This is a genomic window from Lysinibacillus pakistanensis (genome assembly GCF_030123245.1).
In the GTDB taxonomy this organism is placed as follows: domain Bacteria; phylum Bacillota; class Bacilli; order Bacillales_A; family Planococcaceae; genus Lysinibacillus; species Lysinibacillus pakistanensis.
The window spans coordinates 2653527-2677152 of the sequence record NZ_CP126101.1; the positions used below are offsets into that span (position 1 = coordinate 2653527).

A 23626-nucleotide genomic window follows, 5' to 3' on the forward strand; every position below is an offset into this window, starting at 1 on the left:
AAACACACATGTCAAAACAGCTAGAAGATTTTTCGAAATGGTATATTGAGACCATCCAAAAGGCAGATTTAATGGATTATACTCCGGTTCGTGGCTGTATTGCCTTTAAACCAGATGGCTATGAAATTTGGGAGCATATTCAAGAGGAAATGGACCGTCGTTTTAAAGAAACAGGACATCGTAACGCCTATTTCCCAATGCTAATTCCTGAATCCTTCTTCCAAAAGGAAAAGGATCATATTGAAGGGTTCTCACCAGAGCTTCCTTGGGTGACAGAGGCAGCAGGTGAGCAATTAGAGGAACGCTTGGCGCTTCGTCCAACATCGGAAACGATGATTGGCCATCTTTACTCAAATTGGATCAAAAGCTACCGTGACCTACCAGTTCTTATTAATCAATGGGCTAATGTCTTCCGCTGGGAAAAGAAAACACTTCCTTTCATTCGTACATCCGAATTTCTATGGCAGGAGGGGCATACAGCTCACATAGATGACGAAGATGCCCGTAAGGAAACAATGCAAATGCTAGAGATCTATAAGGAGGTTGTGGAGCAAGTATTGGCGATTCCTGTCTATGATGGACAAAAAACGCCTTCTGAACGTTTCGCAGGTGCTGTCGATACGTATTCCATTGAGGCGATGATGAAAAACGGCAAGGCAGTTCAAGCCGGTACATCCCATTATTTAGGTACAAAATTTGCTGAAGCCTTTAATATTAAATATTTAAATAAAGCGAACCAGCACGAATATGTACACACAACATCCTGGGGTACTTCTACTCGTTTAATTGGTTCTGTTATCATGGTGCATGGTGATGAGCAAGGGCTTATTTTACCGCCAAAAATTGCACCAACTCAAGTAGTATTGATTCCTGTGGGTCCATGGAAAAAGAACCCTCAAATTATGGAGCATTTAGATGAAATTTTTGCAGCCCTAAAAGCAAAAGGTATTCGAGTACGTCTTGATGATTCAGACCAATCGCCAGGCTTTAAGTTTAATGAATGGGAGCTAAAAGGTGTGCCAGTTCGTATTGAATTAGGACCTCGTGACCTTGAAAACAATCAAGTTTTACTGAAAGCGCGTGATGAAAATGAAAAACAAACCATTGATTTGTCTAATGTTGTGACAGCCATTGAGGAAGAACTAACGACGATGCAAAAGCGTTTACTTGAAAAAGCTCGTCAATTCCGTGAGGCAAACACTCATACAACGATTGACACCCTACTACAATTACAGCAGCACATTAAAACAGCCAAAGATAACAGCACTATTCCAGGCTGGGTTCTTGCTGGATGGTGTGGGGATGACGCATGCGAGGAAAAAGTGAAAGAAGAGACAAAATATACGACTCGTAACATTCCATTTAATCCACCAACAGTTAAAACGACATGTATTTGCTGCGGAAACGAAGCAAAGCATACGGTTTGGTTTGCCCAAGCATATTAAAAAGCTGTACCCCCAACACCCTCTTTTGAAAAACGAATTAGAGGGTGTTTTATTACATAATTTTGGTTAACCAACACTAAAACACTTCATCTTAATTAACTCGAATAATGCTAATTTTTGGTTATGGAAATTCACAAAATAAAGTATGATAAATTATCTTAGCAAAAAAGTGTACCATCTAAAAAAGGAGATTAAAAATGGTTCATCTTTATTTATCTGATTTATTAACCCGCTGTCATTATAATGTCAATAGAACTTTACTTATCCGCCACTCCTTAAAGCATGAACGATTTATCAAAGCGTATCGTGACGGCTTTTTACGAGAATATACACAAAAACAATTGCCCCATTTTTATGATGCCTATGATCATGTTATTGTTTTTTCTGCAGATGAAGGAACAACGGCGAAATATTTAACCTCGTATGAAGTAAGACATGGGGCGTCACCGCTCGTAGCTCCTGATTGCTCACCGTTTTTGCTAGAACCTTATAAGGGTGAAATTATGCATCCTTTGTTTAAAATCCAAAGGGACCCATTACAGCCCTATGAAAATAAATTATATATTGAATGGGGCAAGGCAGCTGTACGATGGTATCAAAAAGGCACTAATGAAAAGATCATTACTCAGCTCGTCAATACGGGTCAATTTGTCTTTCCAGGATACGAAAGCGTCCTGTTAACGTTTCAAGAGCTGAAACAAATTATTGATAATCCTCAACTTTATGCAGATTGGCATATCGCATTAAGCGCAATCAATGCAATTTACGCTATCACAGATTGTTCTAATGGAAAAATTTATATTGGCTCCTCCTACAATAAAAATGGCTTACTTGGTCGTTGGTCAGAGTATGCCTTGACAATCAATGGCGGCAATCTAGCATTTGAGCAGTTAGGTCAACAAAACCCTAATGCACATTTTCAATTCCAGTATACGATTTTAAAAGTACTACCAAAAGATATCACTGCATTAGAAGCCATCGAGGTCGAAAACAACTTTAAACGAAAGCTACAAACAATCCAGTTTGGTTATAACCATAATTAAAAGGATACTAGTAGAACCGAGGCTACATCTATGAATCTTCAATACCTATACAATGAATATCTCAATATAAAATTTAACAGAGATTTACCAGCTTCTCATTTCGATTACTTTGAATACGATGTGCTTGAGGATGGGAGTGCACAGTTATTTTTTGTCGATCAAAAAAATGAAGCGTTTTTAGAGTGGGCAGAGGAACTTCAACCTAGAGATCCTTATTACATTAATAATCCTAGCTGGAAACCTGTGCTCTCATCATTCTATAAGCAACTAAATATCTATGATGAACAGACTTTTTATTATCTGCTGTTTACGATTAATTCAACGACAGCCATTCACAGCATTAATCCATACAATGCCATGAATGATTTTATGAAAAATTATTGCTTTTTCCAATTAGCTCAGTTATCTGCTATTACAAGATTAAACGATGAGCAGAAACGGCAATTAAAAGACTTTTTCTTCTTTTTTTATCTATACGCACACCCTGTTAATGAAGAGACCCTTTATGCCTTTTCATTCAATGGGCAAGACTTGGTTCATACAAAAAGCAATATCCAAATAGAACATTATTTCAATAATTATCATGATTACTATAGCGAGAATTCGGAGAAGTTTCATCATCAATTATTGATTACTCCACATGAAGTAATAGCTTGCAAAAATCTGACACTGGAGCTTTTAAGGGCAATAGAAGGGAAATCAAGCAAGCTGATTATGCCACCCGAGGAAGGCATGGAAACCGTATTACGGCTAATAAACGATGTTGATTATTTTTTACAGACGTATACTGATAACAAAGCAACGGTATATGATGTGATGAAAAATGTTCTCGCAGACCATTGTTCAAACCCTTACCAGAATTATTGTTTTCACACACTGCTACAGAATTATGTTACCTATGTTCTGTACTTTCAGTTTGATGAAATTAATAACTTGGTAGATTATTTTCGCGACTCACCATTATGGTGCAAACTAATTATTAATAAAATATTCGCCGATACAATCTTTCTTCAAAAAATCATGAGACAAGGCCATATAGATATAAATGAATATCCACATATCATTAAATTATTCGAAAAAGAGACTCGAAGAATTTATTTGTAATAGCTAACTATGAAAAGGGAGAATAATATAAATGGTAGAATTAATCGATTGGAGAAATGGTGCGAAAGGACACAAATTTATGGCTTCCTTTAGTGGAGGAAAGGATAGTGTCCTAGCCATATATAAAGCATCACAAGTTGGCCAAGCGATTGGTCTTATCGTCATGTTGGAGGAAGAAGGGCAGCGTTCTAGATCACATGGAATGCCACCTGAGCTAATACAGGCACAAGCTGACTCGATAGGTTTACCCGTCTATACAGCTGCTGCAAGTTGGGCAGATTATGAAAGTGTTTTTTTAGGTCTTTTAGAACAGGCTAAAAATCAAGGGGCAGAGGTATTGGTTACTGGTGATTTAGATATGCCTGCACATGGCTGCTGGCATGAAAAGATCACAAAAAAGGTAGGATTAAAGCTAGGCATGCCTTTATGGGAGATGGATCATCGAGAAGCTGTCGATGAATTTATTCACCTAGGATTTGTTACCATGGTCGTCACGGTCAATTTATCTTTAGGCATGATGGAGGATGATTTAGGACGAGTTCTTACACCAGATTATATTAAGGAACTTGAAGCCCGAAACATTGACCCTTGTGGGGAAGGTGGAGAATTCCACACAACGGTTATTGATGGTCCTCTTTTCCAATATCCAATTACTGTTCGAAAATGTCCGATTATTAGAAATGGAGGATACGCATTTTTACCTTTGGAACTTGCAAAAAAATGATCTAAAAAGAAGGGAAACAAATGAGCTCAATGTTAGATACAAACATTGATAATCATGGTTGTCAGCTTTGGGCTCTAAGTTGATGCGTACAAGGAATACTAATTGTAAATCACCAATCTGTGGATCGGCTTTTAAATTATCGAAAGTAAATTTTGCCTTCGCCTTTAAAAGAAATGTTAATAAAGCATTGTGACGTTCCTGCTTGTTGCTATGGGGTACCGTCAGGAAAATGCGGATTTACAAGTCCATTTTCCTGACGGTACCTCTTTTCATTGGATTTTTAAAATCTTATTCTATCCTTATTTGTTGGAATACCATTATTTACTTTTTCCCATGTACCATTTTTAAATAATTCGTATTGTTCAAAAGCACAAGGCAATCCTTTTGCAGTCGCTATGTCACTACTATCCATAAGTTGAAAATGCAAATGCGGAGCAAAGGAGTTACCTGAATGACCCACTTTACCAATAACTTCACCTTTTTTTACTCTCTGCCCAACTGAAACCTGAATGGAGTCTGTTTGAAGATGGACTAATGCAGCGTATACATTGTCGCCACATTCTATAATGATATAGTTACCAGCAACTGATTGTATGTCGTCTTTCTTCGGATTGAAATAATGAGCATTTTTATAAGCGTTAGTCATATCTGAAAGCACTTTTGTTCGTGTTCGTTCTTTATAACCATCCTCTGCTTTGACAATGATCCCATCGCAAGGAGCGTATACGTCTTGCCCCCAACAATAATATCCATCTAAGGGAACCCCCAAAAGTAGATATTGCGCCAAACTAACGCGATAAGCGGGCCAACCTTTTCTTTCCCAATCCACTTGTATAAAATCATAAGCATATCTTGAACCTAATTTGTTTGTGCCGTGACTCGGAATTTTTGTCCCTGGAGTGTTAGGAGAGTGCCATTCCCCTCTCAAAGGAAACCCTATAATTATCGGCTCACGTGCATCGATCATCTCATAGCCCTCCTCTGTCATTCTTTACCTACATTTTTGAAAATGACTAGTGCCACAAGGGGAAGTGCCAATACAATACTGAAAAGTACTTACGTTTTCGTGTTGAAGGCACATTTCCCAATCCCTTATTCTTTACTTATAGTATATTTTTCTCAGTTCATCAAAATATCCATCAAGTTTTTCAACAAAGAGTTCATAGTTTATAGCCTGAGATTCTGAATATCTAATATCCTCTAATATTTCATTGGTAAATCCAACATTAACCCAGAGTATAAATTGTTTGCACTTTTCAATATCCAACCCTACTTTAAATTTAGCTTCTTCTATTCCATCAAATAATTTAGGAGAACAGCTTGAATGTTCTTCGTGAACTCTGTTTTCGAGTTCCTTACTAACCTCTTTGGATTTAGTGGGCTGTAAAAGTTTATGAAAATCGAAAATCCAGGGGTACCTTTCCCATAATTTAATTTGCAAATGATACGATTGACGTAATCTGTCAAATATATCTTTTTCATCATAATTCATCAATTCAAGATATTCATTTTTAATTAGGTCAAAGAAGTAATCATACACAACAAGAAAAAGCTCCTGCTTGTTACTTACATAGTGGAACATAAGAGCTTTAGAAATTCCGGCTTCTTTTGCGATTACATTTGTTGAAGCATTGTCATACCCCTTTGATGAAAATTCTTTTAATGCTGCATTTAGAATAGCGTCCCTCCTTTGGGGGTTTAAATCTAATAACTTTGTCAACATCGGTCACTCCTTTATAAGAAATGAGGTTTTACCTATTAGGTTAATTTTATTGTATAAATGTTTACCTATAAGGTCAATGTAAAGACCGTATGATGTAGTTTTATTTGCTATCATAAGCGTCAAAAGAGTTGCGAGAAATCAATTTGATCCTATCAATGTACTTAGGAAAAATGCGTTTTAATTCTGAAAAAATGGTGCCGGTAGATTCTCTAAGACAACTAAAACTGTCTTAACGTTGTTCAAATAGGAAGAATCGTCAGAAAAATCAGCTTAGCGTTTTAAATCCGCATTTTCCTGAAGGTACCCCTTGATGTCAATTTTAAATGATACTGAATAAAAAGTTCGAAGGGTTTAACTTCTGTAACTTTTATTGCATTTTGAACATATGTTTTTCAAAGGTATAAAACTAATATCATTTTGACTAAAATAAAAATTGACTGGACACTAAATGGTGTCATATAATTAAGACACCATTTAGTGTCCTATTGGAAAGGGTGGTGGTTTTGAGTAACAAGCATCAAGAGCGTGACGTTTATGTAGCCATTGCTGATCCAACAAGGCGTCAATTGCTCAATTTGTTAGCAAAGGCAGATGAATTACCTCTTCATGAATTAACGGCTCAATTTGAAATGGGGCGTACAGCTGTATCTAAACATTTAACCATCCTAAAAGATGCTGGTCTTGTTATTGCTCGAAAAGAGGGTAGAGAAACAAGATATAGGCTGAATGCGGCTCCATTGAAAGAAATACAGGATTGGGTATCAATTTATGAAGGTTTCTGGAAAGAAAGAATATCAAAATTACATTTACTATTGGAGGAGAAAAAATGAAACCAGATGTATCGTTAGATTTTAAATTTACAAGTTCAATTGAGCAGGTATGGCATGCCCTTACAGATTCGGATACACTTGCAAAATGGATTTGGAACAATGATTTTCAGCCGATTGTAGGCCATAAATTTCAGTTCCGAGCTGAGCCAAACGAATGGTGGGATGGCATTGTCGATTGTGAGGTGCTTGAAATAGAAGAGCCACATAAATTATCATATACTTGGACAAGTGCTGGAGAAACTACGACCGTTACTTGGACGTTAACACAAACAGCAGAGGGTACAACACAGCTACATCTTGATCAAGGTGGATTTAGTGAAGAAACAAAAGCTCGTCAAGGAGCTATCGAAGGGGCAAAATACGCTTGGATGAATATGAGTTCGCAGCTTGAAAAAGTATTAGCTTAGTTCAAACAAAATTGAGACAAATGAGAGCGCAATTCCTTAGCAAGAATTGTGTTCTTTCATTTTCTGAAGGAAGCTCTTCTAAGAAAGCAAGGGGCTCTTTGAAAAACCTGAAGCACCTACTTAATTTAGTAAATGGAAGGATAATATAATGAAGATCAATCAACTAATTGCTAACAATATTAATCGTTTAGATGTTGTCTTACCAGAGGATCAATCACTAGGAATTGCAGGTTTGTCAGGATCAGGAAAAACTACATTTTGTCAAACAATTGGGGAAGAATCAAAAAAACGCCTTGTTTCTTTATTGCCAAAGGCTGAATATCAATATTTATTTCCAAATATTATGGAAACAAATTTCAGTGCCATCAAAATGGAGGACATGCCCTTAGTTCTTTTTTTAGGGAAATCATCCATTTCTACAAATCCACGTTCAACAATTGGCACGCATACGGGTGTTTTTAAAGAGATTCGTGATCGACTGGCAGATGAATTTCATCTGTCTCCTGAGGTTTTTTCCTTTAACAATGCATTGGGCTGGTGCCCTGCTTGTAAAGGACGTGGTACAACAAAAAATATTGAATGTAAAAAATGTGGGGGCAAGCGCTATAGTCAGGAAGTAGAACAACATAAAATAACTTTATGGAATGAACAATTTAGTATTTCTGACATTCACAATTTAAGTATCGAAACAATCTTTTCCCTGTCAAAGGAATTAAAAATTAGTGAAGAGAAACAACATATTCTTCAAAATATTATCCAAATGAATATTGGCTATTTAACATTAAATCGCATTATGGGCACCTTGTCAGGAGGGGAATTAACTAGACTTTACTTAGCAGAATTTATGGCAACAAGCGAAAATACGGTCATTATTATTGATGAAATCTCTGTTGGTCTTGATCATAACACCCTAGTAAAAATTTTAGAACAAATACAGCAATTAGGCTCTAAAAATCAAATTTGGCTTATCGATCATTCTGATACAGTGCTAGACACGGCTAATCAGCCTATATTCTTTGGGCCAGGTAGTGGCAAATATGGTGGACAAATCGTCGATGCATCTCCTCGACCACAGCCAATCTTTTGGGAACGAAATCAGAAAAAACCAACTACCTTCTATCAATTCCGTGAATTACATTGCCGAAATATTCAAATGGACGAAATAGAAATTCCTCAAAACCGACTGGTAACCTTTACAGGAGAGTCTGGCTGTGGAAAGTCAACACTTGTCAATGAGTGTATTGCAAAGGATTTTGTAAAGCGCTATCCAAAAGATAAACTAGTGATGGTAGGACAAGATCGCAACCAATCGATTACTAGCCGATCCACTGTCGCAACATTCCTCGATATTAAAAAGAAATTAACCAAATATAGTCAGGATATTGATGATATTTTTCTACGCTCGATTGAGGATATTATTGACGAACTTCCGAATGAAGATATTGCCCATAAGCGTTTAAGCTTGCTTATTAAGCTTGGACTTGGTTATTTGACGCTGGAAAGGAAAACACAATCCCTATCAACTGGTGAATTCCAATGTGTGCATTTAGTGTCAGAGTTGTTTGCAAATTCTCGAAATCCACATACACTCTTTATCTTTGATGAGCCTTCTAAAGGGCTATCTCAAAACATTTTAAATCAATTTATTGATAGTATCAGAGACATTTTACAAGATGAATCCATCTCCATCATGATGATTGAGCACAATGCCTATATGTTAGAAAGCTCAGATTTTATTGTTGATTTTGGTAAAAGACAGCAGGAGCCTGTGACACATCTCGAGGTGGTTAGCCATGAACACTATTTTAATCAGGATAACCATCCAAAAGATACAGCTCCATTACAAATCGCATCAATGCTGGAATCAAGAAATGGTATTCAATACTTAGAAGACCATCCTATAAGTTATTTTAAAAATGCAGAAAATGTTTATAAAGGTGGCATCTTAAAAAGCCTATCCTCAATGGCCCGCCTCATTTACGGTGAATATGAATCAAACAAGATAGCCCCCGTCATAGCAATTGATCTTGAAAGACATCTGTATAGTCAATATAGTTTTTTATATGAAATAGCTGGACTCATTAATCATATTGTCGCTGCACATCCAACCAATAAGGATACAAGAAGCTTCGATTTCTTTAGTCAAGAAAACCATTGTCCAAGCTGTTCAGGAAGATTAGAAATCGAAAAATTTGATTTTGAGCTTGTCATTCAAGACAAAAACGTTCCATTTTGGGATGGATTACTTCATCTAGATGTGATGGAGGTCTTAAAATACTATCAACATTCCAAACTGGAGTTCCTCTTTGAAGAGATAAAAAATGAACTTGGGCAAGATATTAGCAAAAGCTATAATGACATGACCGAAGATGAAAAGCATACATTTTTATATGGTTATTGGGAAAAGTCATTTTATGATAAAGCAACGAAATCCTCGAAAAAATGGGAAGGCTTTAATTTTATTATTGGTCGCTATATTGTCATTTCCAAATCAATCATTAAAGAGCAAATGAAAGAAACTAGAGTGATGATACCTTGCCCAATATGTCATGGTTCGGTCCTCAATCACCAAAAGAAATTACAATTCGGTGATTTCGATATACGTGAAATTATTCATCAACCGATTGATGAGGTCATAAAAACAGTTGGGGAATTACCGGAGCTAGAAAAAATCAAAGCCATCGTTGGGGGAGATATGTCGCTTACAACCGATGTTTCCTTACTATCTAGGGAAACAAAGGTATCGTTGAAAATGCTTGAATTAGAGCTTGCAAGCTTTGTCGGTTATGAAATCGTTTTACAAAACACGCTGCCATTCTGGGATCGTATTAAAGATAGCATTAAAGAAATAAGCAATAAAAATCTAATTACCATCTGTGATTTTGCTACTATTAACGAAACAAGAGAAGCCATTATCGATAAATATTTCACCAATGGAAAATTCAAAAAACTAACGTATGTCTATGAGGCATTTGGCTACAAAAAAATCGTTACGCAAATTAACAAGGTGAAAGCAAGTCATCCATGCCCATTCTGTAAAGGGAAGAAAGTCATTTCAGAGGATAATCTTCATGATGGTGTATTTAAATTATCTGTTCCTTGTGTGAGTTGTAGAGCAAGTGGGATCAATGAAGAAGGACGAAAGGAAATCATCGATGGCATTGATGTACAAACTTGGTTAACTGGCACAGTAAGTGATGTTGTTACAGAAGGAACACATATTGAAGCTGTTGCCGAAATTCCTATTTTCAATCGCATCAGAGAGCTGAATAAACAAGAGATGATGGCGATTTATCAATACCTTGAGCAGAATAATTAATAAGAACAAGAAACTCATTTGCAGCAATCCATTGCAAATGGGTTTTTTGTTAAACATTTTCCAAAAAAATTCAAATAGTGTCGTCTTTGACACCTCGACCGTATTATAAGTTAATGGATATTGGTATTAAAAGGGGAGATGTTCTTTGGTAATATTGGAATTGATGATACCGTTGCTTTAATCTATGCAAGGCTAAACCAAGAAATAGAAATCGTAGGGCTAGTTGCCGATTACGGAAATGTATCGAGAGAGGATGCCGTATCCAATATCTATTATGTTATGAAATTATTTGACTTTAAGGAAATACCAGTTATTTTGGGGGCAGAGGTTCCATTAACGGGAGAACAGCCGACATATTATCCAGAAATTCATGGGGAACGAGGGCTTGGTCCCATTGTACCGAATGAAGATTCCGAAATAAAAATCGAAAACTTTTGGGAAATCATCAAAATTATTGAAAAATATAAAGATGAGCTAATAATCGTCAATATCGGTCGTCTTACCTCACTTGCGACGATGTTTTTTCTCTATCATAAACTAATGAAGAATGTGAAGGAAATTTATATGATGGGTGGGGCATTTTGGGTGCCTGGCAATGTCACGACAGTGGCGGAAGCAAATTTTCATGGAGATCCATTTGCAGTCAATATTGTACTCACTTACGCAACGAATGTAACGATCATTCTATTGAATGCTACACAAAAGGCCATTGTCACACCGGGGATGGTTGATTATATAGATTCTTTTGGAAAAACGAAAATCTTCAAACCATTAATGCAATATTATACCCGATTTTATCAAGAACGGGACCCTTCACTTCTTGGGAGCCCCGTCCATGATGCGTTAACACTTATGGCTACGATTTATCCTAATATGTTTTCTCTATTGAAGGAAGTAAGTATTTGAATCATTTTTTGCTCTAACTTTAAACGTCATCAGCATTAATACAACTAAAATAAATAATAATGCGAAAAATGCAAAATCAAAAGTGTTTGTTACATCCTTTATAACACCAACAAGCATCGGAATAATGCCGCTAATAATATAGCCACCAAATTGAATCATGGCTGTCCATTCACTTGCTTCCTTTGGCGTAGCAGTTGCATCTAAGGGTAGAATCATGGCCAATGGGAATAAGCCTCCAGCACCAATGCCCATTAATGTGGCACAGAAAATGGGTGAAATCCCGCCAGTTATTAATAACAGAATGCCGATAAAGGAGCTTAATGCACAAAGTAGCATCCAAGGTTTTCTCTTCACACTATTATTAATTAAAATCGGAATAATAAAGCTACAAATCATTTGCATAACGGAAAAAATAGTTACCGTTGTTGCGGCGTAGGCATCACTATAACCAACGTCCTGCACTTTTGGAGCGAGCCAGGTCGCCAGGGCGTAATAAACACCTGATTGTAAACCAAACATTATCATAAGGAGCCAAACATATCGATTTCCCCAAGGTAATCGGCTTTTTTGACTGACAGATTTCTCTATTTTCATTTCAGCTTGCCTTGATTTTTTTATAATAGGCACCCAAACAATGATTCCCATAAGTGCGAATACTGACCATATTGCTAAAGCTGCATTCCACGACTGATGAAAAGCATGCATAACAGGCACGACTAAACCAGCACTTAAAGAGGCTCCAATTCCCATCCCCGCTGAATATACACCAATCATAGTAGAAGAATATTTAGGAAATTCCTTTTTAATATAGCCAGAGATCAGTGGGCCTGTAATGGCGATACCAATTCCACTAAAAATAGCTGTTAGTAATAAAAACAATGGAAAAGTCGCTACTAAACGTAATGCCGTAGAAACACCAATTAATAAAACGGATAAAGCAATCGTCAACTCAATACCCCATCTTTCGCTTAACTTCCCAGCCAATGGAGCAAAAATCCCCATGCAAAAAACAGGTAGGGCAGTTAGTAAACTTACTACTACACTAGACATCTGTAAATCCATTTGAATATTTTTCAATACTGGTGAGATGGATGTAATGGAAGCTCGTAGATTCATAGAGAGTATAAACAATGAAAAAACACTCCAAATAATAGTAAGATTTTTTGATTTAGTCATAACTGAAAACACCTCTTTTTGTAAATATGAATGATTGTTTGATATACTATAGTTAACTTTCTAAACAAATAAATAAACTATAATTAACCGACTTGTATACTATAATATACTTAATATACGAAGTCAACAAAAGGGGGGCGACACGTTGAATGAGGAAAATATTGACTTATCTAGTCAAGTTGGGCTTAATCTAAGAGAAATTCGAAAAAGTAAAAGGATGAGTCTTGATGATTTAGCAAATGTAAGTAATGTTAGTAAATTAACGTTAGGAAAAATTGAAAGAGGGGAAACGAATCCAACCGTCAATATCCTTTGGAAAATATGTAGAGGGCTTAATATTCCACTCGTCTCTTTATTATCATTTAAGGAAAATATAGAAGTGCATAGGTTTGGATCGGATTACCAATTTTCAGGAAATAATAATGATTGGTTTGTCGAGCCATTATTTAACACAAATGGAACGGAATGGTATAGAGGTTGCATCGAACCAAATAGTGAGTACAGTGAATGTCACTTAGCGGGATCAGAAGAAATTGTCCTTGTGTTAAACGGGCAATTGGAGATGAAGGTAGGAGAAAAAATTCATCAATTAAATCAATGGGATGTCATTAAATTTAATGGCGAAGAGCATCACACATACATCAATCGTTCCAACGAAAAAGTACATTTGATGCTCTCGTTAAGCTATACAACTCGATAGTTTGTCATAAAAAAATCGTCCTTACTCATCAAGTAAAGGACGATTTTTTTCATACTCTCGTCTAGAGATATCCCCAAATCATACATAATAACGTCCCAAAAATGGTAACGAGCGCAATGATCAACGCATAATAAATGTTGGTAAAGATCGCAGGTTTATCCTCTGTTTCACCAGCATGCATAAAGACGACTAACTGCAAGCCAGCCTGAATAAATGCTGTGACTAAAAGTATTGTCATGGTAATGGGCGATGATATATCAAAAAAATACACACATGCGGCAATGATGGTAAGGATAATCGACAGGGCAAATCCCATAACTTGTTTTAGTGGGAATAAATCACTCATTTCAAACCATTCCTTTCAAGTAAATGAAACTGAAGATAAAGATCCAGACCACATCTAAAAAGTGCCAGTATAAGGAGAAGATGAAAGATTTATTGGCTGTTTCAGGCGTCAACCCACGCTGAATTAGTTGGTAGACAATAAACATACCCCAGAACACCCCAAATGTAACGTGCGCACCATGCGTCCCTAATGTTGTCAAAAGGGTTGCTGTAAAGGCACTTGTTTGTAATCCTGCACCAACATGCACATAGTGAATGAACTCATAAACTTCAAAACCAATAAATGCTACACCAAGTAGTAGCGTCAAAACATAGAACGTTATCATCGCTTTCGTATAACCTTTGCGCATGGCATGTATGCCTAAGCCAATGGTAAAGCTACTTGTTAAGAGAATAAAAGTCTCAAATAAAACAGGTGTAATTTCAAAAATATCAGCTCCTGTAGGACCATTTCCAGTGCGATCTACCAAAACAAAGTAAGCTGCGAACAGTGTCCCGAATAGCATTATTTCAGCACCGATAAAAACCCAAAAGCCTAAAATATTCAATTGATTTTGCTGTGTACTATATTCTAAAGGAAGTGATTGATCGATTTTCATGATTGACTACCTCGCAATTTCGATTCCGTTGCTTTCACTTTTTCAACAGAAACATAATGTCCTGGATCTTTTTCTAACGATCGGTGCGCCATACAAATAAAAATACCGACGGTTGTAACAATGGTTGGAATCCACATACCAAATACAAATGAGAAGCCCCATGCAAAGAAGATACAGCCTAAAATGAAAGGTACACCACTGTTATTAGGCATATGAATGTTCTCATATTGCTTTGGGAACAAATCATGCTGACGATATTTTGCATCCCATAAAGCTTCAGTTGAAATGACATGCGGTACTCTTGCAAAATTATAGTACGGCACAGGACTTGGTGTAGCCCATTCTAATGTACGTGCGTCCCATGGGTCTGAGCCAACGTTTCTTGGTGCATAACGAATGCTGTAATAAACGTTGTATACAATTAACATAAAGCCAATTGTAAGACCAATAGCGCCAATAAAGGAAATCATATTCCACATACCAAAACCTGTGGAGGCTGAGTAAGTATACATACGGCGTGCTTGTCCATCTAAGCCAGAGAAGAACATTGGCATAAAGGCTAGTAAGGTGCTGATCGCAATAATCCAGGCCGTCACTTTGCCTATTTTTTCATTTAACATAAAGCCAAACATTTTTGGCCAATAGTAATGTAAGCCTGCTAACATCGCAAATACAACACCTGGAATAATCACCATATGGAAGTGTGCTACTAAAAACATTGTATTATGGTATTGGTAGTCAGCCGCAGACATGCCAAGCATCACGCCTGTTACGCCACCTATTGTAAACGTAGGGATAAACAACATGGAATAAAGCATCGGCGTGGTAAAGACAATTTTTCCTTTCCACAGGGTGAATAACCAGTTAAAAATTTTAACACCAGTTGGCACAGCAATGGCCATCGTTGTTATTGAAAAAATACTATTTGTTAAAGCACCTTGTCCCATCGTAAAGAAATGATGGGTCCATACTAAAAACGATAGGAAGGAGATAATGACCATTGAACCGACCATCGATTTATAGCCATAGAGATTGCGGCCAGAGAATGTAGAAATAATCTCACTGTAAAGTCCAAAGGCCGGTAAAATTAGGATATAAACCTCGGGATGTCCCCATACCCAGAAGAAATTCGCCCACAGCATATCCATACCGCCGTTGGATGTTGTGAAGAAATTCGTAGCAAATAGGCGGTCAAAAGTTCCCATGACAAGTGCTACCGTTAATACAGGAAAGGCAAAAACGATAATTACATTTGCAACGAAAGAAGACCATGTAAACATTGGCATTTTCATTAATGTCATACCTGGTGCTCGCATTTTAAGAATTGTTACAATCATGTTAATACCAGTAATTAATGTACCAAGACCTGAAATTTGTAGAGCAAACAAGTAATAGTTCGTTCCTACAGATTGACTAAATTCATTACTAGCAAGAGGGAAATAATTCGTCCAGCCAGCATCAGGAGAGCCGCCAATTACAAAGGAAATGTTTAATAGCATGGCCCCCATGAAAAATAGCCAAAAACTTAAAGCATTCAAACGTGGGAAGGCCACGTCTCTTGCGCCAATTTGAAGTGGCACAATGTAGTTCATAAAGGCCATAATAAACGGCATGGCCATAAATATAATCATCACAGTTCCGTGTGTCGTAAATATTTCATTATAATGCTGTGCATCTAGTAACTTATTGTCAGGTACTGCCATTTGCGCTCGCATCATAATAGCATCCGCTCCACCACGGAAAAGCATAAGAATGGCTGAAATTAAATACATAATACCGATTCGTTTATGATCAACTGTTGTTAACCATTCACGCCAAAGGTAGCCCCATTTTTTAAAATAGGTTAATCCTACAATAATCGCTATCACCGTAAGACAAATAGCGACCATTGAGGCATAAATAGCTGGGCTTGGATGGGGTATCGCAAATCGTTCAAAGTAATCCATCTGACTATGTCTCCTTTCGACATAAACCTTATCGTAAACTTGTTCATTTCGAGAATTTCAAGATTGTTTTATTGAGATACATGATCTTTTACGTGAGAAGAACCATGCTGATGTCCACCATTTTCACCCTCAGGTGCTGGCAGAAAAGTTAAATGTGTTCCATTGTAAGTGGACTGTCCCACATGTCCTGGTTCTAATAACGTATTAAATTTTTCCTCCGTTAATAGATCTGCTGTTTCTTTTACTTCCTTTACCCAATCATCAAATTCATCATGAGTCACCGCTGTAACGTTAAACGTATTTTCGGCGAACCCTTTGCCATTAAAGTTTGCATTTCTTCCCATAAACTCTCCGGGCATATCCGCAGCCAAATGCAATGTATTCACCATATCGGCCATTGCATATTTTTGACCACCAAGCTGGGGAATCCAGAAGCTAGTAATCGGTCCATACGAATAAAGTTTGAATTCAATTGGTCGCTCTGCAGGGATATACAAATAATTTACGGTTTCAATATCTTCTTTTGGATAACTAAAATGCCATTTCCAGTTAGATGTTGAAGCATAAATGACCAATGGCTTCTCATCTTTGTATTTTTCTGGGGTCGATTCCACCTTATAATTACTTTGAACGGAAATAATAGACATGTACGCAACAATTAAAACAGGTATGCCTACACAAATGATTTCAACCATTGTACTTCCCTTAATGTGGGGAGGCTTATAGTCGGGACTTTGCTTAGAAGCACGATACTTCATTAACATATAAGCTAAAATCACAAAAACAATTAGTACGATAAAGGACATAATCCCTATCGATAGCATAATATCTTTGGCTTGTACTTGAGCTTGAGGACCTTTTGGATCTAATACTAATAACGGGTCACAACCGGTTAACATAGTGACAATAGTGAAAAGACTGACTGATTTAAGCCAATTTTTTTTCATATACAAACCCCTTTAACTGATTCTTTGAAGTGCTATCGGTTACTATAGGTTTTGTATGGATTTTGATTCACAATTGATTTTTATCATAGTGGCACATACTTTGAAAGACAAGGCATTTTGCAAGATAACACAGAATGTTCTAAAACGAAAAAATAATTTCAGTATAACTTTATCGAGATAAATACGCGTCTAATTAGGGTTTTCATAGGATGATAGGGATTGAATTTTAAAGTGGATGGTGAAAGTAATAATAAAGTGGATGGTTAGCGACAGAAGATGTTATATTATGATTGATTTTTTAGCTTATCTGATACTGCTAAAAAATTATCATGCTCTATAGAGGTGAGTATATATGGATTGGAAACCCGATCGAAATGCTAAAAAGGCTATCTATAAACAACTTGCAGAATATATTGAAAAAGGTATTGCAGATGGGACATTTCCTCCCGATAAACCTTTACCATCAGAGAGAAACTTAGCAAATGTTTTGAACGTAAATAGAAGTACAGTTGTTAGTGCATATGACGAATTGGAAGCATTGGGGCTTATTGAACGGAATAGAGGAAGTGGCACAACCATTAGTAAGGATATATGGGGGATCACAAGGAAAAGAATTCCTAGCTGGAATCGATATATTGAGGCGGGCTCCTTTTTACCAAATTTACCTGTCACACAAAAAATAAGAAAGGAAGCAGTAGAACACAAACTAATAAATTTAGCGACAGGAGAATTATCAGAAGATCTTTTCCCAAAAACTTCATTAAGAGAAATTACAGCAACACGCTCTTTTATTGGTAGCCTTGGATATGACCATCCACAGGGGAGTGAAATACTTCGAACTACCCTCATGAAACATATTAAAAATAGCCGAGGGATTGACACAAAACCTTCTTCCATACTAATTACATCAGGGGCGCAGCAAGCATTACATTTGATTGTCCAATGCTTATTAAAGCCTGGAGATGCAATTGCAATCGAAGATCCTTCGTACAATTATAATCTGCCTATCTTTAAATCTGCAGGCTTACAAATACACTATTTATCTGTTGATAAGGATGGTATCAACCCAGACGACTTGCAAACATTATATAAAAAACATCGTATTAAAATGATTTTTTTAAATCCTGATTTTCACAATCCAACAGGCACTTCTTTAGATATTAAGCGAAGAGAGGCTATTTTAGACATATCCTCAAAGCTTGGTATTCCAGTTGTAGAAGATGATCCCTATAGCTTGACAGCATTTTCTGGGGATAAAATTCCTACCCTAAAATCATTAGATAAAAATGGCAATGTTTTATACATTAGTTCTTTGTCTAAGGTTGTTGCCTCAGGATTACGGATTGGATGGATTGTTGGTCCCACATCCGTTATTGAAAGGTTATCTGATGCAAAGCAACAAATTGACTTTGGTCATTCTAGCTTTACACAGTGGATAGCTAATGATTTTTTAGAATCAATAAACTTTAATTTGCATATCAAAAGTTTAATTAGAGAATTAGAAAAAAGACGAAATACAATTGTTCAAAGTCTCGATACTTATTTAAAAAATCAGGTGGAGTTTTCTATTCCCCAAGGCGGTATCCACATATGGTGTAAAGTGTTGAAAAATTATAGTGAAACAAAATTACTGGAAGAATCGATTAAACAAGGGGTCATTTATGTTCCTGGTTCAACCATGGGATCCCAGAATGGCTTTGTCCGCTTTACGTATGCTAGAGAAGATATAGATTCAATCGATGAAGGAATTAAAAGATTTGCACAAGCTCTTAATAGCTTATAAGTAAGAAGATGAATTTTTGTAAATTATAGACAAGTGGATGACTAAAATAGTGGCAAAGTGGATGGTTAAAAATATTCGTAAACTATTTATGATATAGACATGGATCAGAAAAAAATCCATAAAGGCTATCTACTATCATTGAAGTGTGGATTGATTCACAATTATACACACAGGTAATGAAATCTGTAAGTTGTTGGGAAGGTGATAGGATAAACCCTTTTTTGCATGTAAATTCGTTAGGTAAGAGGTAGTTATCTAATCAGTGTAATTTAATTGTTAATGGGTTATTAAAAAGCTACAAGTAAAAAACCCACTTTTTTAAAAAGAGGTTATAACATTCACAACAAGTATCGTTAATTTTGTCTCTGTGTTTTACCTGTTCTAACAGTCTCAATTTTTTTAGCTTTAACTGCTGATGAAAAAAATCAAGGCAGTCACTACTTATTATATTTTAAATTTCCCACAACTGTATATAAGGGAAATAGGCACTCCTTATATACACTATTAAACCTTAGTCAAAAACACCATCAAGCCACCTAGTTTCGATTTTCAATCGGCACAAGGTGGCTGGTTTTTTACACAATTTAATAGCTGTGTATTAAGTTGATAAGCAGTGATTATACTAGTGTTTGCAAGGGAATGGAATTACAAATAGGTAAAAAATTTAGTTTACAGTGGAGGATGTTGAATTATTTACGAAGGTATCAAAAGGTGGACGGATTCATCATTATCACGCCAGACGAACAAGCTTGATTTGTTGTTCAAGGGCTGTTGACATCAACAACTACCTACAAAGATTTGGATGGTGACAATAACGTTAGTTTCTATGTCCTGTTTTTGGCAATAATACAATACGTTACAATGTAGTTATCAAACAATATGAACCGGATGAAAGCATTTACATGCAAAAACCAACTAGACATAGAAGTACTAAAAGGTATTTTTTCGAATCCTTATTTTGAAGTTACGAAATAAAATTGACAATAAATAGAATTCTATGTTAAATTGAAAATACTAAATTTGAACGAACGGAGGGTGAAGAATTTGAGCAATTGTTTATTTATTAAAAGAGCTAATCTCATAATAAATAAACAAGAAGCTAATTTTTCACCTATCATAATTTTAAATCTACCGCCCTATGATTTTTTACACATAAGGTCAAAACTTTTTCGTTGCGCAAGATGCTTCTGTTTATAAACAGAGGCATCTTTTTTTGTTTTTATCAAATTTGGGGTGATGCATATGAACAACTAACATTAAACAGTTACATCATGAAAAAGGAAGGGGAATTTACATGATAGAAATACACAACCTTACCATCAAAACGATTAAAGATAATCGAACGTTAATAGATCATCTTCAACTGAGTATCCAAAAAGGTGATAAGATTGTCATAATAGGAGAAGAGGGCAATGGCAAAAGTACACTATTAAAATGTATTTACAATGACCAATTAATTGCTGATTATTGCACTTATGAAGGAAAAGTTCTTAAAAATGATTATTCACTGGGTTATCTATCACAGGAACTATCAGCTCAAGAAAAAAAGTTAACCATCACTGAGTTATTTTCAGAAAATAATTGGACTTAAGAATTGTTGAAGACGATGGATGATTTTAGGATTGACTCATTTGTTTCAGATAAAAGGATAGGTGATTTATCGGGAGGGGAGCGATTTAAGTATCGTTTTTTAAAGTTACTCGCCTTAAATCCTGATGTTCTTTTATTAGATGAACCGACGAGAAATTTTAGTCCTTTGACAACGCCTGTTTTGTGTCAGGCATTAGCGCAATATGGTGGAGCCATTATTAGTGTTTCACATGATCGGCGTTATTTAAAAGAAGTAGCATCAACCATTTATGAATTAACTAGTGAAGGTTTAACGAAAAAATAGGATGAGCAAAGAAAAAGTCGAATTCCTGTAGTAAAGGAATCGACTTTTTTTGCAAAAAATTTATGTAGAAAACATTGAAATAAATGATGTCTTATGATAAATTTATATGGCTAGACATTGTATAATTTATAGAACGCGCATTTTCCCTATTTTAATTATACAATACATTCTATTCTTTCGTCAACAATTTTATGATTGATTTTTAAAGGGGTGGTAGCTATGAAATCAGAAGGGGCACTACAATGGATTGGAGGAAAAAACTACTAAGCTCATTGACGAAGAAATAAGACTCTTAAGAAGCTTCATTAAGATGAGAGTTTGTAAATGAAAAAGAGAAAGAAAGTAGGACTGATACTACATGTCAGAGAAAACAATATCTGTTCAGACAAAACCGCCATACGGCATGATTGCCATTTTATTTATTGGGGCATTTGTTGCCATTTTGAATGAAACATTACTAAATATTGCTCTTCCAGCTATTATGGAAGAATTTGAGGTCAATGCCACTGCGGTACAATGGCTTTCAACAGGCTATATGCTAATTAACGGGATTTTAATACCCGCAAGTGCGTTCTTCATTCAACGCTTCACGGATAAAAGGTTATTTATAATTGCAATGGCCTTGTTTACTTTGGGAACATTTTTAGCTAGTATTGCACCCGCATTTGGCGTATTATTAGGGGCTCGTATGATTCAAGCTGCTGGATCTGCAATTATGATGCCATTATTAATGAATGTTATGTTAACTGCATTTCCAGTCGAAAAACGAGGGGCAGCAATGGGGATGTTTGGGCTGGTAATGATTACAGCTCCTGCAATTGGACCGACACTTTCTGGATGGTTAATCGAGCATTATAGCTGGAGAATGTTATTTGATTTGGTATTGCCAATTGCCATTTTAACCTTAATTTTTGCAGCCTTTAAATTAAAGAATGTTACACCACAACGTGCTATTAAGCTGGATGTACTATCTCTTATTTTATCCAGTATCGGGTTTGGTGGCTTGCTTTATGGCTTTAGCTCTGCAGGGGAAAAAGGATGGGATAATGTACTTGTCTACGGTACGATTATTATTGGTACACTTGCTTTAATTACCTTTATCCTTCGTCAGCTACGAATGGATGAGCCCATGCTTGAGTTTCGTATTTTCAAATATCCAATGTTCGCCTTATCCACAACCATTTCAATCGTAATTTCGGTTGCAATGTTCTCAGCCATGATCCTAATGCCGATTTATGTGCAAACTATTCGTGGGATTTCACCAATGGATTCTGGCCTGTTAATGCTTCCTGGCGCTATTGTCATGGGTATTATGTCGCCAATTACAGGTAAACTCTTTGATAAATACGGTGCAAGAACTTTGGCTGTCATTGGATTGATCATTACCATTGTCACAACTTATTACTTTAGCAAAATCGGTTTGCATACTGCTTATTCTACTCTTGTAGTGCTCTACACTTTGCGTATGTTTGGGATGTCAATGGTTATGATGCCAGTAATGACAAACGGTTTAAATCAGTTACCAGCCCATAATAATCCACATGGAACAGCGATGAACAATACATTGCAGCAGGTATCTGGTGCTATAGGTTCTGCAGTATTAATTACTGTTATGAACAATATAACAACTGTAAAAGCAGAGGAATTAGCTGCTAAAGCGATGAACAATATGAGTGCCAATGCTGCTCAATCATCCGCACAGGCTACAGCTGAAGTACAACAACAAATTATGAATGAAGCCATGCTACATGGTATTAATTTCACCTTCTTTATCTCAACATTGATTACGGTGATTGCTCTTATTCTCGCCTTCTTTATTAAAAGAGTCAAACCTAATCAAGTGACAGATATGGAGATTCAGAGGGATGTTCCAGGAGAATAGATAAATTGTCAGTCCACAAAGGGGGAGATTGTAGTGAACCAATACAAAATCAGCATTACTCCGTATAAACCTAAATACGCTGAACAAACGGTAGCTATGTGGCGAAATAGTAAGGAACAGGCTATTGGACAAAAAGAAATTCACAGTTTTGAAAATCACGTTTACTTTTTAAATCATCTATTACCTGAACAGTTTCAAATAGATTTAGCGTTAATGGATGAAAAGGTAGTCGGCGTAATTGTTTATAATAGAAGGGAAATAAACCAACTGTATATTCATATAGATTATCAAGGAATCGGTATAGGTCAAATATTATTAGATAAAGTAAAGACACAATCATGCGGTAGATTAACCTTATATACATTTGAGGTAAATGAAAATGCACAACGATTTTATGAAAAACATGGCTTTAAAGTCATAGGTAAAGGACATGAAAATGAAGAGAATTTACCTGATATTCAATATGAATGGATTTCCCCAAAATAATGTATTCGAGTTCTTTAATACATTAACGTAAGACATAAGTAAAAAACGTTCATCTAAAAATGATGAACGTTTTTTTGAGTAGATGAATGATTATGCATATAACTCAATAATTTGATCGGCAATATACTCTGAACTAAAATGAATCCCATCTTTGAGCCACCACATAAATTCATGCGAAAACATTACTAGTAGAAACACCAAATGCTACGGTTGAAGCTATTCGAACAATCGCCTCCATTTTGGGTTCAAGTGATGCCTATTATGTCATGACCATCTTAGCGATTGTCGCATTTGTTTTAACACTATTCGTTCCATCTAAAAAAGGATGAAACAGTAAATATCAATTTCATCTTGGTGTAATTGATTA

Annotated in this window: 19 protein-coding genes and 1 pseudogene; 13 read left to right on the plus strand and 7 right to left on the minus strand. The window is 36.1% G+C overall.

What is annotated here, in order from left to right:
- The first annotated feature begins 8 nt into the window (after nucleotides 1–8).
- The 4 genes from proS to QNH24_RS13075 all read left to right on the plus strand — a co-directional run bounded on the left by proS (nucleotide 9) and on the right by QNH24_RS13075 (nucleotide 4316).
- Entirely contained in the window at nucleotides 9–1445 is a 1437-nt protein-coding gene (gene proS, locus QNH24_RS13060; RefSeq protein ID WP_283868037.1) for a proline--tRNA ligase, read from the plus strand.
- A gap of 197 nt (nucleotides 1446–1642) precedes the next feature.
- Complete coding sequence (locus QNH24_RS13065) at nucleotides 1643–2488, plus strand: GIY-YIG nuclease family protein (protein WP_283868038.1); 846 nt, start codon at nucleotides 1643–1645, stop codon at nucleotides 2486–2488.
- A 30-nt stretch (nucleotides 2489–2518) separates the two neighbouring features.
- Complete coding sequence (locus QNH24_RS13070) at nucleotides 2519–3592, plus strand: hypothetical protein (protein ID WP_283868039.1); 1074 nt, start codon at nucleotides 2519–2521, stop codon at nucleotides 3590–3592.
- 31 nt (nucleotides 3593–3623) lie between these two features.
- Complete coding sequence (locus QNH24_RS13075; protein ID WP_283868040.1) at nucleotides 3624–4316, plus strand: Dph6-related ATP pyrophosphatase; 693 nt, start codon at nucleotides 3624–3626, stop codon at nucleotides 4314–4316.
- 280 nt (nucleotides 4317–4596) lie between these two features.
- Here QNH24_RS13075 and QNH24_RS13080 read toward each other — a convergent pair whose 3' ends face one another.
- Both QNH24_RS13080 and QNH24_RS13085 read right to left on the minus strand, forming a co-directional pair.
- The gene (locus QNH24_RS13080) at nucleotides 4597–5283 is read right to left on the minus strand and encodes a M23 family metallopeptidase (protein ID WP_283868041.1); all 687 of its coding nucleotides are present in this window, start codon (nucleotides 5281–5283) and stop codon (nucleotides 4597–4599) included.
- Nucleotides 5284–5415: 132 nt separating this feature from the next.
- Nucleotides 5416–6036, minus strand: a complete 621-nt coding sequence (locus QNH24_RS13085) for a TetR/AcrR family transcriptional regulator (RefSeq protein ID WP_283868042.1) — start codon at nucleotides 6034–6036, stop codon at nucleotides 5416–5418.
- A gap of 506 nt (nucleotides 6037–6542) precedes the next feature.
- Here QNH24_RS13085 and QNH24_RS13090 point away from each other — a divergent pair.
- The 4 genes from QNH24_RS13090 (at nucleotide 6543) to QNH24_RS13105 (ending at nucleotide 11501) form a co-directional block, all read left to right on the plus strand.
- Nucleotides 6543–6869, plus strand: a complete 327-nt coding sequence (locus QNH24_RS13090) for an ArsR/SmtB family transcription factor (RefSeq protein WP_283868043.1) — start codon at nucleotides 6543–6545, stop codon at nucleotides 6867–6869.
- The gene (locus tag QNH24_RS13095; RefSeq protein ID WP_283868044.1) at nucleotides 6866–7276 is read left to right on the plus strand and encodes an SRPBCC family protein; all 411 of its coding nucleotides are present in this window, start codon (nucleotides 6866–6868) and stop codon (nucleotides 7274–7276) included. Before QNH24_RS13090 ends, QNH24_RS13095 begins: the two co-directional genes overlap by 4 nt.
- A 148-nt stretch (nucleotides 7277–7424) precedes the next feature.
- The gene (locus tag QNH24_RS13100; RefSeq protein ID WP_283868045.1) at nucleotides 7425–10595 is read left to right on the plus strand and encodes an ATP-binding cassette domain-containing protein; all 3171 of its coding nucleotides are present in this window, start codon (nucleotides 7425–7427) and stop codon (nucleotides 10593–10595) included.
- A gap of 138 nt (nucleotides 10596–10733) precedes the next feature.
- Nucleotides 10734–11501 (plus strand): nucleoside hydrolase, encoded by a 768-nt coding sequence (locus QNH24_RS13105; protein WP_283868046.1) that lies wholly within the window; start codon nucleotides 10734–10736, stop codon nucleotides 11499–11501.
- Here the strand turns inward: QNH24_RS13105 and QNH24_RS13110 are convergent.
- Nucleotides 11478–12677 carry an MFS transporter gene (locus tag QNH24_RS13110; protein WP_283868047.1) on the minus strand — a complete coding sequence of 400 codons (1200 nt, stop codon included), beginning with the start codon at nucleotides 12675–12677 and terminating at the stop codon, nucleotides 11478–11480. The genes QNH24_RS13105 and QNH24_RS13110 overlap by 24 nt on opposite strands.
- A 145-nt stretch (nucleotides 12678–12822) precedes the next feature.
- Here QNH24_RS13110 and QNH24_RS13115 point away from each other — a divergent pair, with 145 nt between their 5' ends.
- The gene (locus QNH24_RS13115) at nucleotides 12823–13377 is read left to right on the plus strand and encodes an XRE family transcriptional regulator (protein ID WP_283868048.1); all 555 of its coding nucleotides are present in this window, start codon (nucleotides 12823–12825) and stop codon (nucleotides 13375–13377) included.
- Nucleotides 13378–13438: 61 nt separating this feature from the next.
- On the opposite strand, the gene qoxD is transcribed toward QNH24_RS13115, so the two are convergent.
- The 4 genes from qoxD to qoxA form a co-directional block, all read right to left on the minus strand.
- The gene (gene qoxD / locus QNH24_RS13120) at nucleotides 13439–13723 is read right to left on the minus strand and encodes a cytochrome aa3 quinol oxidase subunit IV (protein WP_054771787.1); all 285 of its coding nucleotides are present in this window, start codon (nucleotides 13721–13723) and stop codon (nucleotides 13439–13441) included.
- Nucleotide 13724: 1 nt separating this feature from the next.
- A complete protein-coding gene (qoxC, locus tag QNH24_RS13125) occupies nucleotides 13725–14321 on the minus strand; it encodes a cytochrome aa3 quinol oxidase subunit III (RefSeq protein WP_283868049.1) in 597 nt (198 codons plus the stop codon).
- Complete coding sequence (gene qoxB / locus QNH24_RS13130) at nucleotides 14318–16267, minus strand: cytochrome aa3 quinol oxidase subunit I (RefSeq protein WP_283868050.1); 1950 nt, start codon at nucleotides 16265–16267, stop codon at nucleotides 14318–14320. Before qoxB ends, qoxC begins: the two co-directional genes overlap by 4 nt.
- Before the next feature lie 68 nt (nucleotides 16268–16335).
- A complete protein-coding gene (gene qoxA / locus QNH24_RS13135; protein WP_283868051.1) occupies nucleotides 16336–17214 on the minus strand; it encodes a cytochrome aa3 quinol oxidase subunit II in 879 nt (292 codons plus the stop codon).
- 352 nt (nucleotides 17215–17566) lie between these two features.
- Between qoxA and pdxR the strand changes: the two genes are divergently transcribed.
- From pdxR to QNH24_RS13155, 4 genes and pseudogenes are all read left to right on the plus strand, one after another.
- Nucleotides 17567–18997, plus strand: coding sequence for a MocR-like pyridoxine biosynthesis transcription factor PdxR (gene pdxR / locus QNH24_RS13140; RefSeq protein WP_283868052.1), 1431 nt, complete (start codon nucleotides 17567–17569; stop codon nucleotides 18995–18997).
- A 1294-nt stretch (nucleotides 18998–20291) separates the two neighbouring features.
- Nucleotides 20292–20891, plus strand: a pseudogene (locus QNH24_RS13145) (ATP-binding cassette domain-containing protein).
- A 358-nt stretch (nucleotides 20892–21249) separates the two neighbouring features.
- Nucleotides 21250–22773: a DHA2 family efflux MFS transporter permease subunit gene (locus QNH24_RS13150; protein ID WP_283868053.1), complete on the plus strand. Its 1524-nt coding sequence runs from the start codon at nucleotides 21250–21252 to the stop codon at nucleotides 22771–22773.
- A 33-nt stretch (nucleotides 22774–22806) separates the two neighbouring features.
- The gene (locus QNH24_RS13155; RefSeq protein WP_283868054.1) at nucleotides 22807–23259 is read left to right on the plus strand and encodes a GNAT family N-acetyltransferase; all 453 of its coding nucleotides are present in this window, start codon (nucleotides 22807–22809) and stop codon (nucleotides 23257–23259) included.
- Nucleotides 23260–23626 lie beyond the last annotated feature (367 nt).

Bases quoted from the DNA above. Each gene is read 5' to 3' on its own strand.
- proS (WP_283868037.1), top strand. From the start codon at position 9: ATGTCAAAACAGCTAGAAGATTTTTCGAAATGGTATATTGAGACCATC.
- QNH24_RS13065 (WP_283868038.1), top strand. From the start codon at position 1,643: ATGGTTCATCTTTATTTATCTGATTTATTAACCCGCTGTCATTATAAT.
- QNH24_RS13070 (WP_283868039.1), top strand. From the start codon at position 2,519: ATGAATCTTCAATACCTATACAATGAATATCTCAATATAAAATTTAAC.
- QNH24_RS13075 (WP_283868040.1), top strand. From the start codon at position 3,624: ATGGTAGAATTAATCGATTGGAGAAATGGTGCGAAAGGACACAAATTT.
- QNH24_RS13080 (WP_283868041.1), bottom strand. From the start codon at position 5,283: ATGATCGATGCACGTGAGCCGATAATTATAGGGTTTCCTTTGAGAGGG.
- QNH24_RS13095 (WP_283868044.1), top strand. From the start codon at position 6,866: ATGAAACCAGATGTATCGTTAGATTTTAAATTTACAAGTTCAATTGAG.
- QNH24_RS13100 (WP_283868045.1), top strand. From the start codon at position 7,425: ATGAAGATCAATCAACTAATTGCTAACAATATTAATCGTTTAGATGTT.
- QNH24_RS13105 (WP_283868046.1), top strand. From the start codon at position 10,734: ATGTTCTTTGGTAATATTGGAATTGATGATACCGTTGCTTTAATCTAT.
- QNH24_RS13110 (WP_283868047.1), bottom strand. From the start codon at position 12,677: ATGACTAAATCAAAAAATCTTACTATTATTTGGAGTGTTTTTTCATTG.
- qoxD (WP_054771787.1), bottom strand. From the start codon at position 13,723: ATGAGTGATTTATTCCCACTAAAACAAGTTATGGGATTTGCCCTGTCG.
- qoxC (WP_283868049.1), bottom strand. From the start codon at position 14,321: ATGAAAATCGATCAATCACTTCCTTTAGAATATAGTACACAGCAAAAT.
- qoxB (WP_283868050.1), bottom strand. From the start codon at position 16,267: ATGGATTACTTTGAACGATTTGCGATACCCCATCCAAGCCCAGCTATT.
- qoxA (WP_283868051.1), bottom strand. From the start codon at position 17,214: ATGAAAAAAAATTGGCTTAAATCAGTCAGTCTTTTCACTATTGTCACT.
- pdxR (WP_283868052.1), top strand. From the start codon at position 17,567: ATGGATTGGAAACCCGATCGAAATGCTAAAAAGGCTATCTATAAACAA.
- QNH24_RS13150 (WP_283868053.1), top strand. From the start codon at position 21,250: ATGTCAGAGAAAACAATATCTGTTCAGACAAAACCGCCATACGGCATG.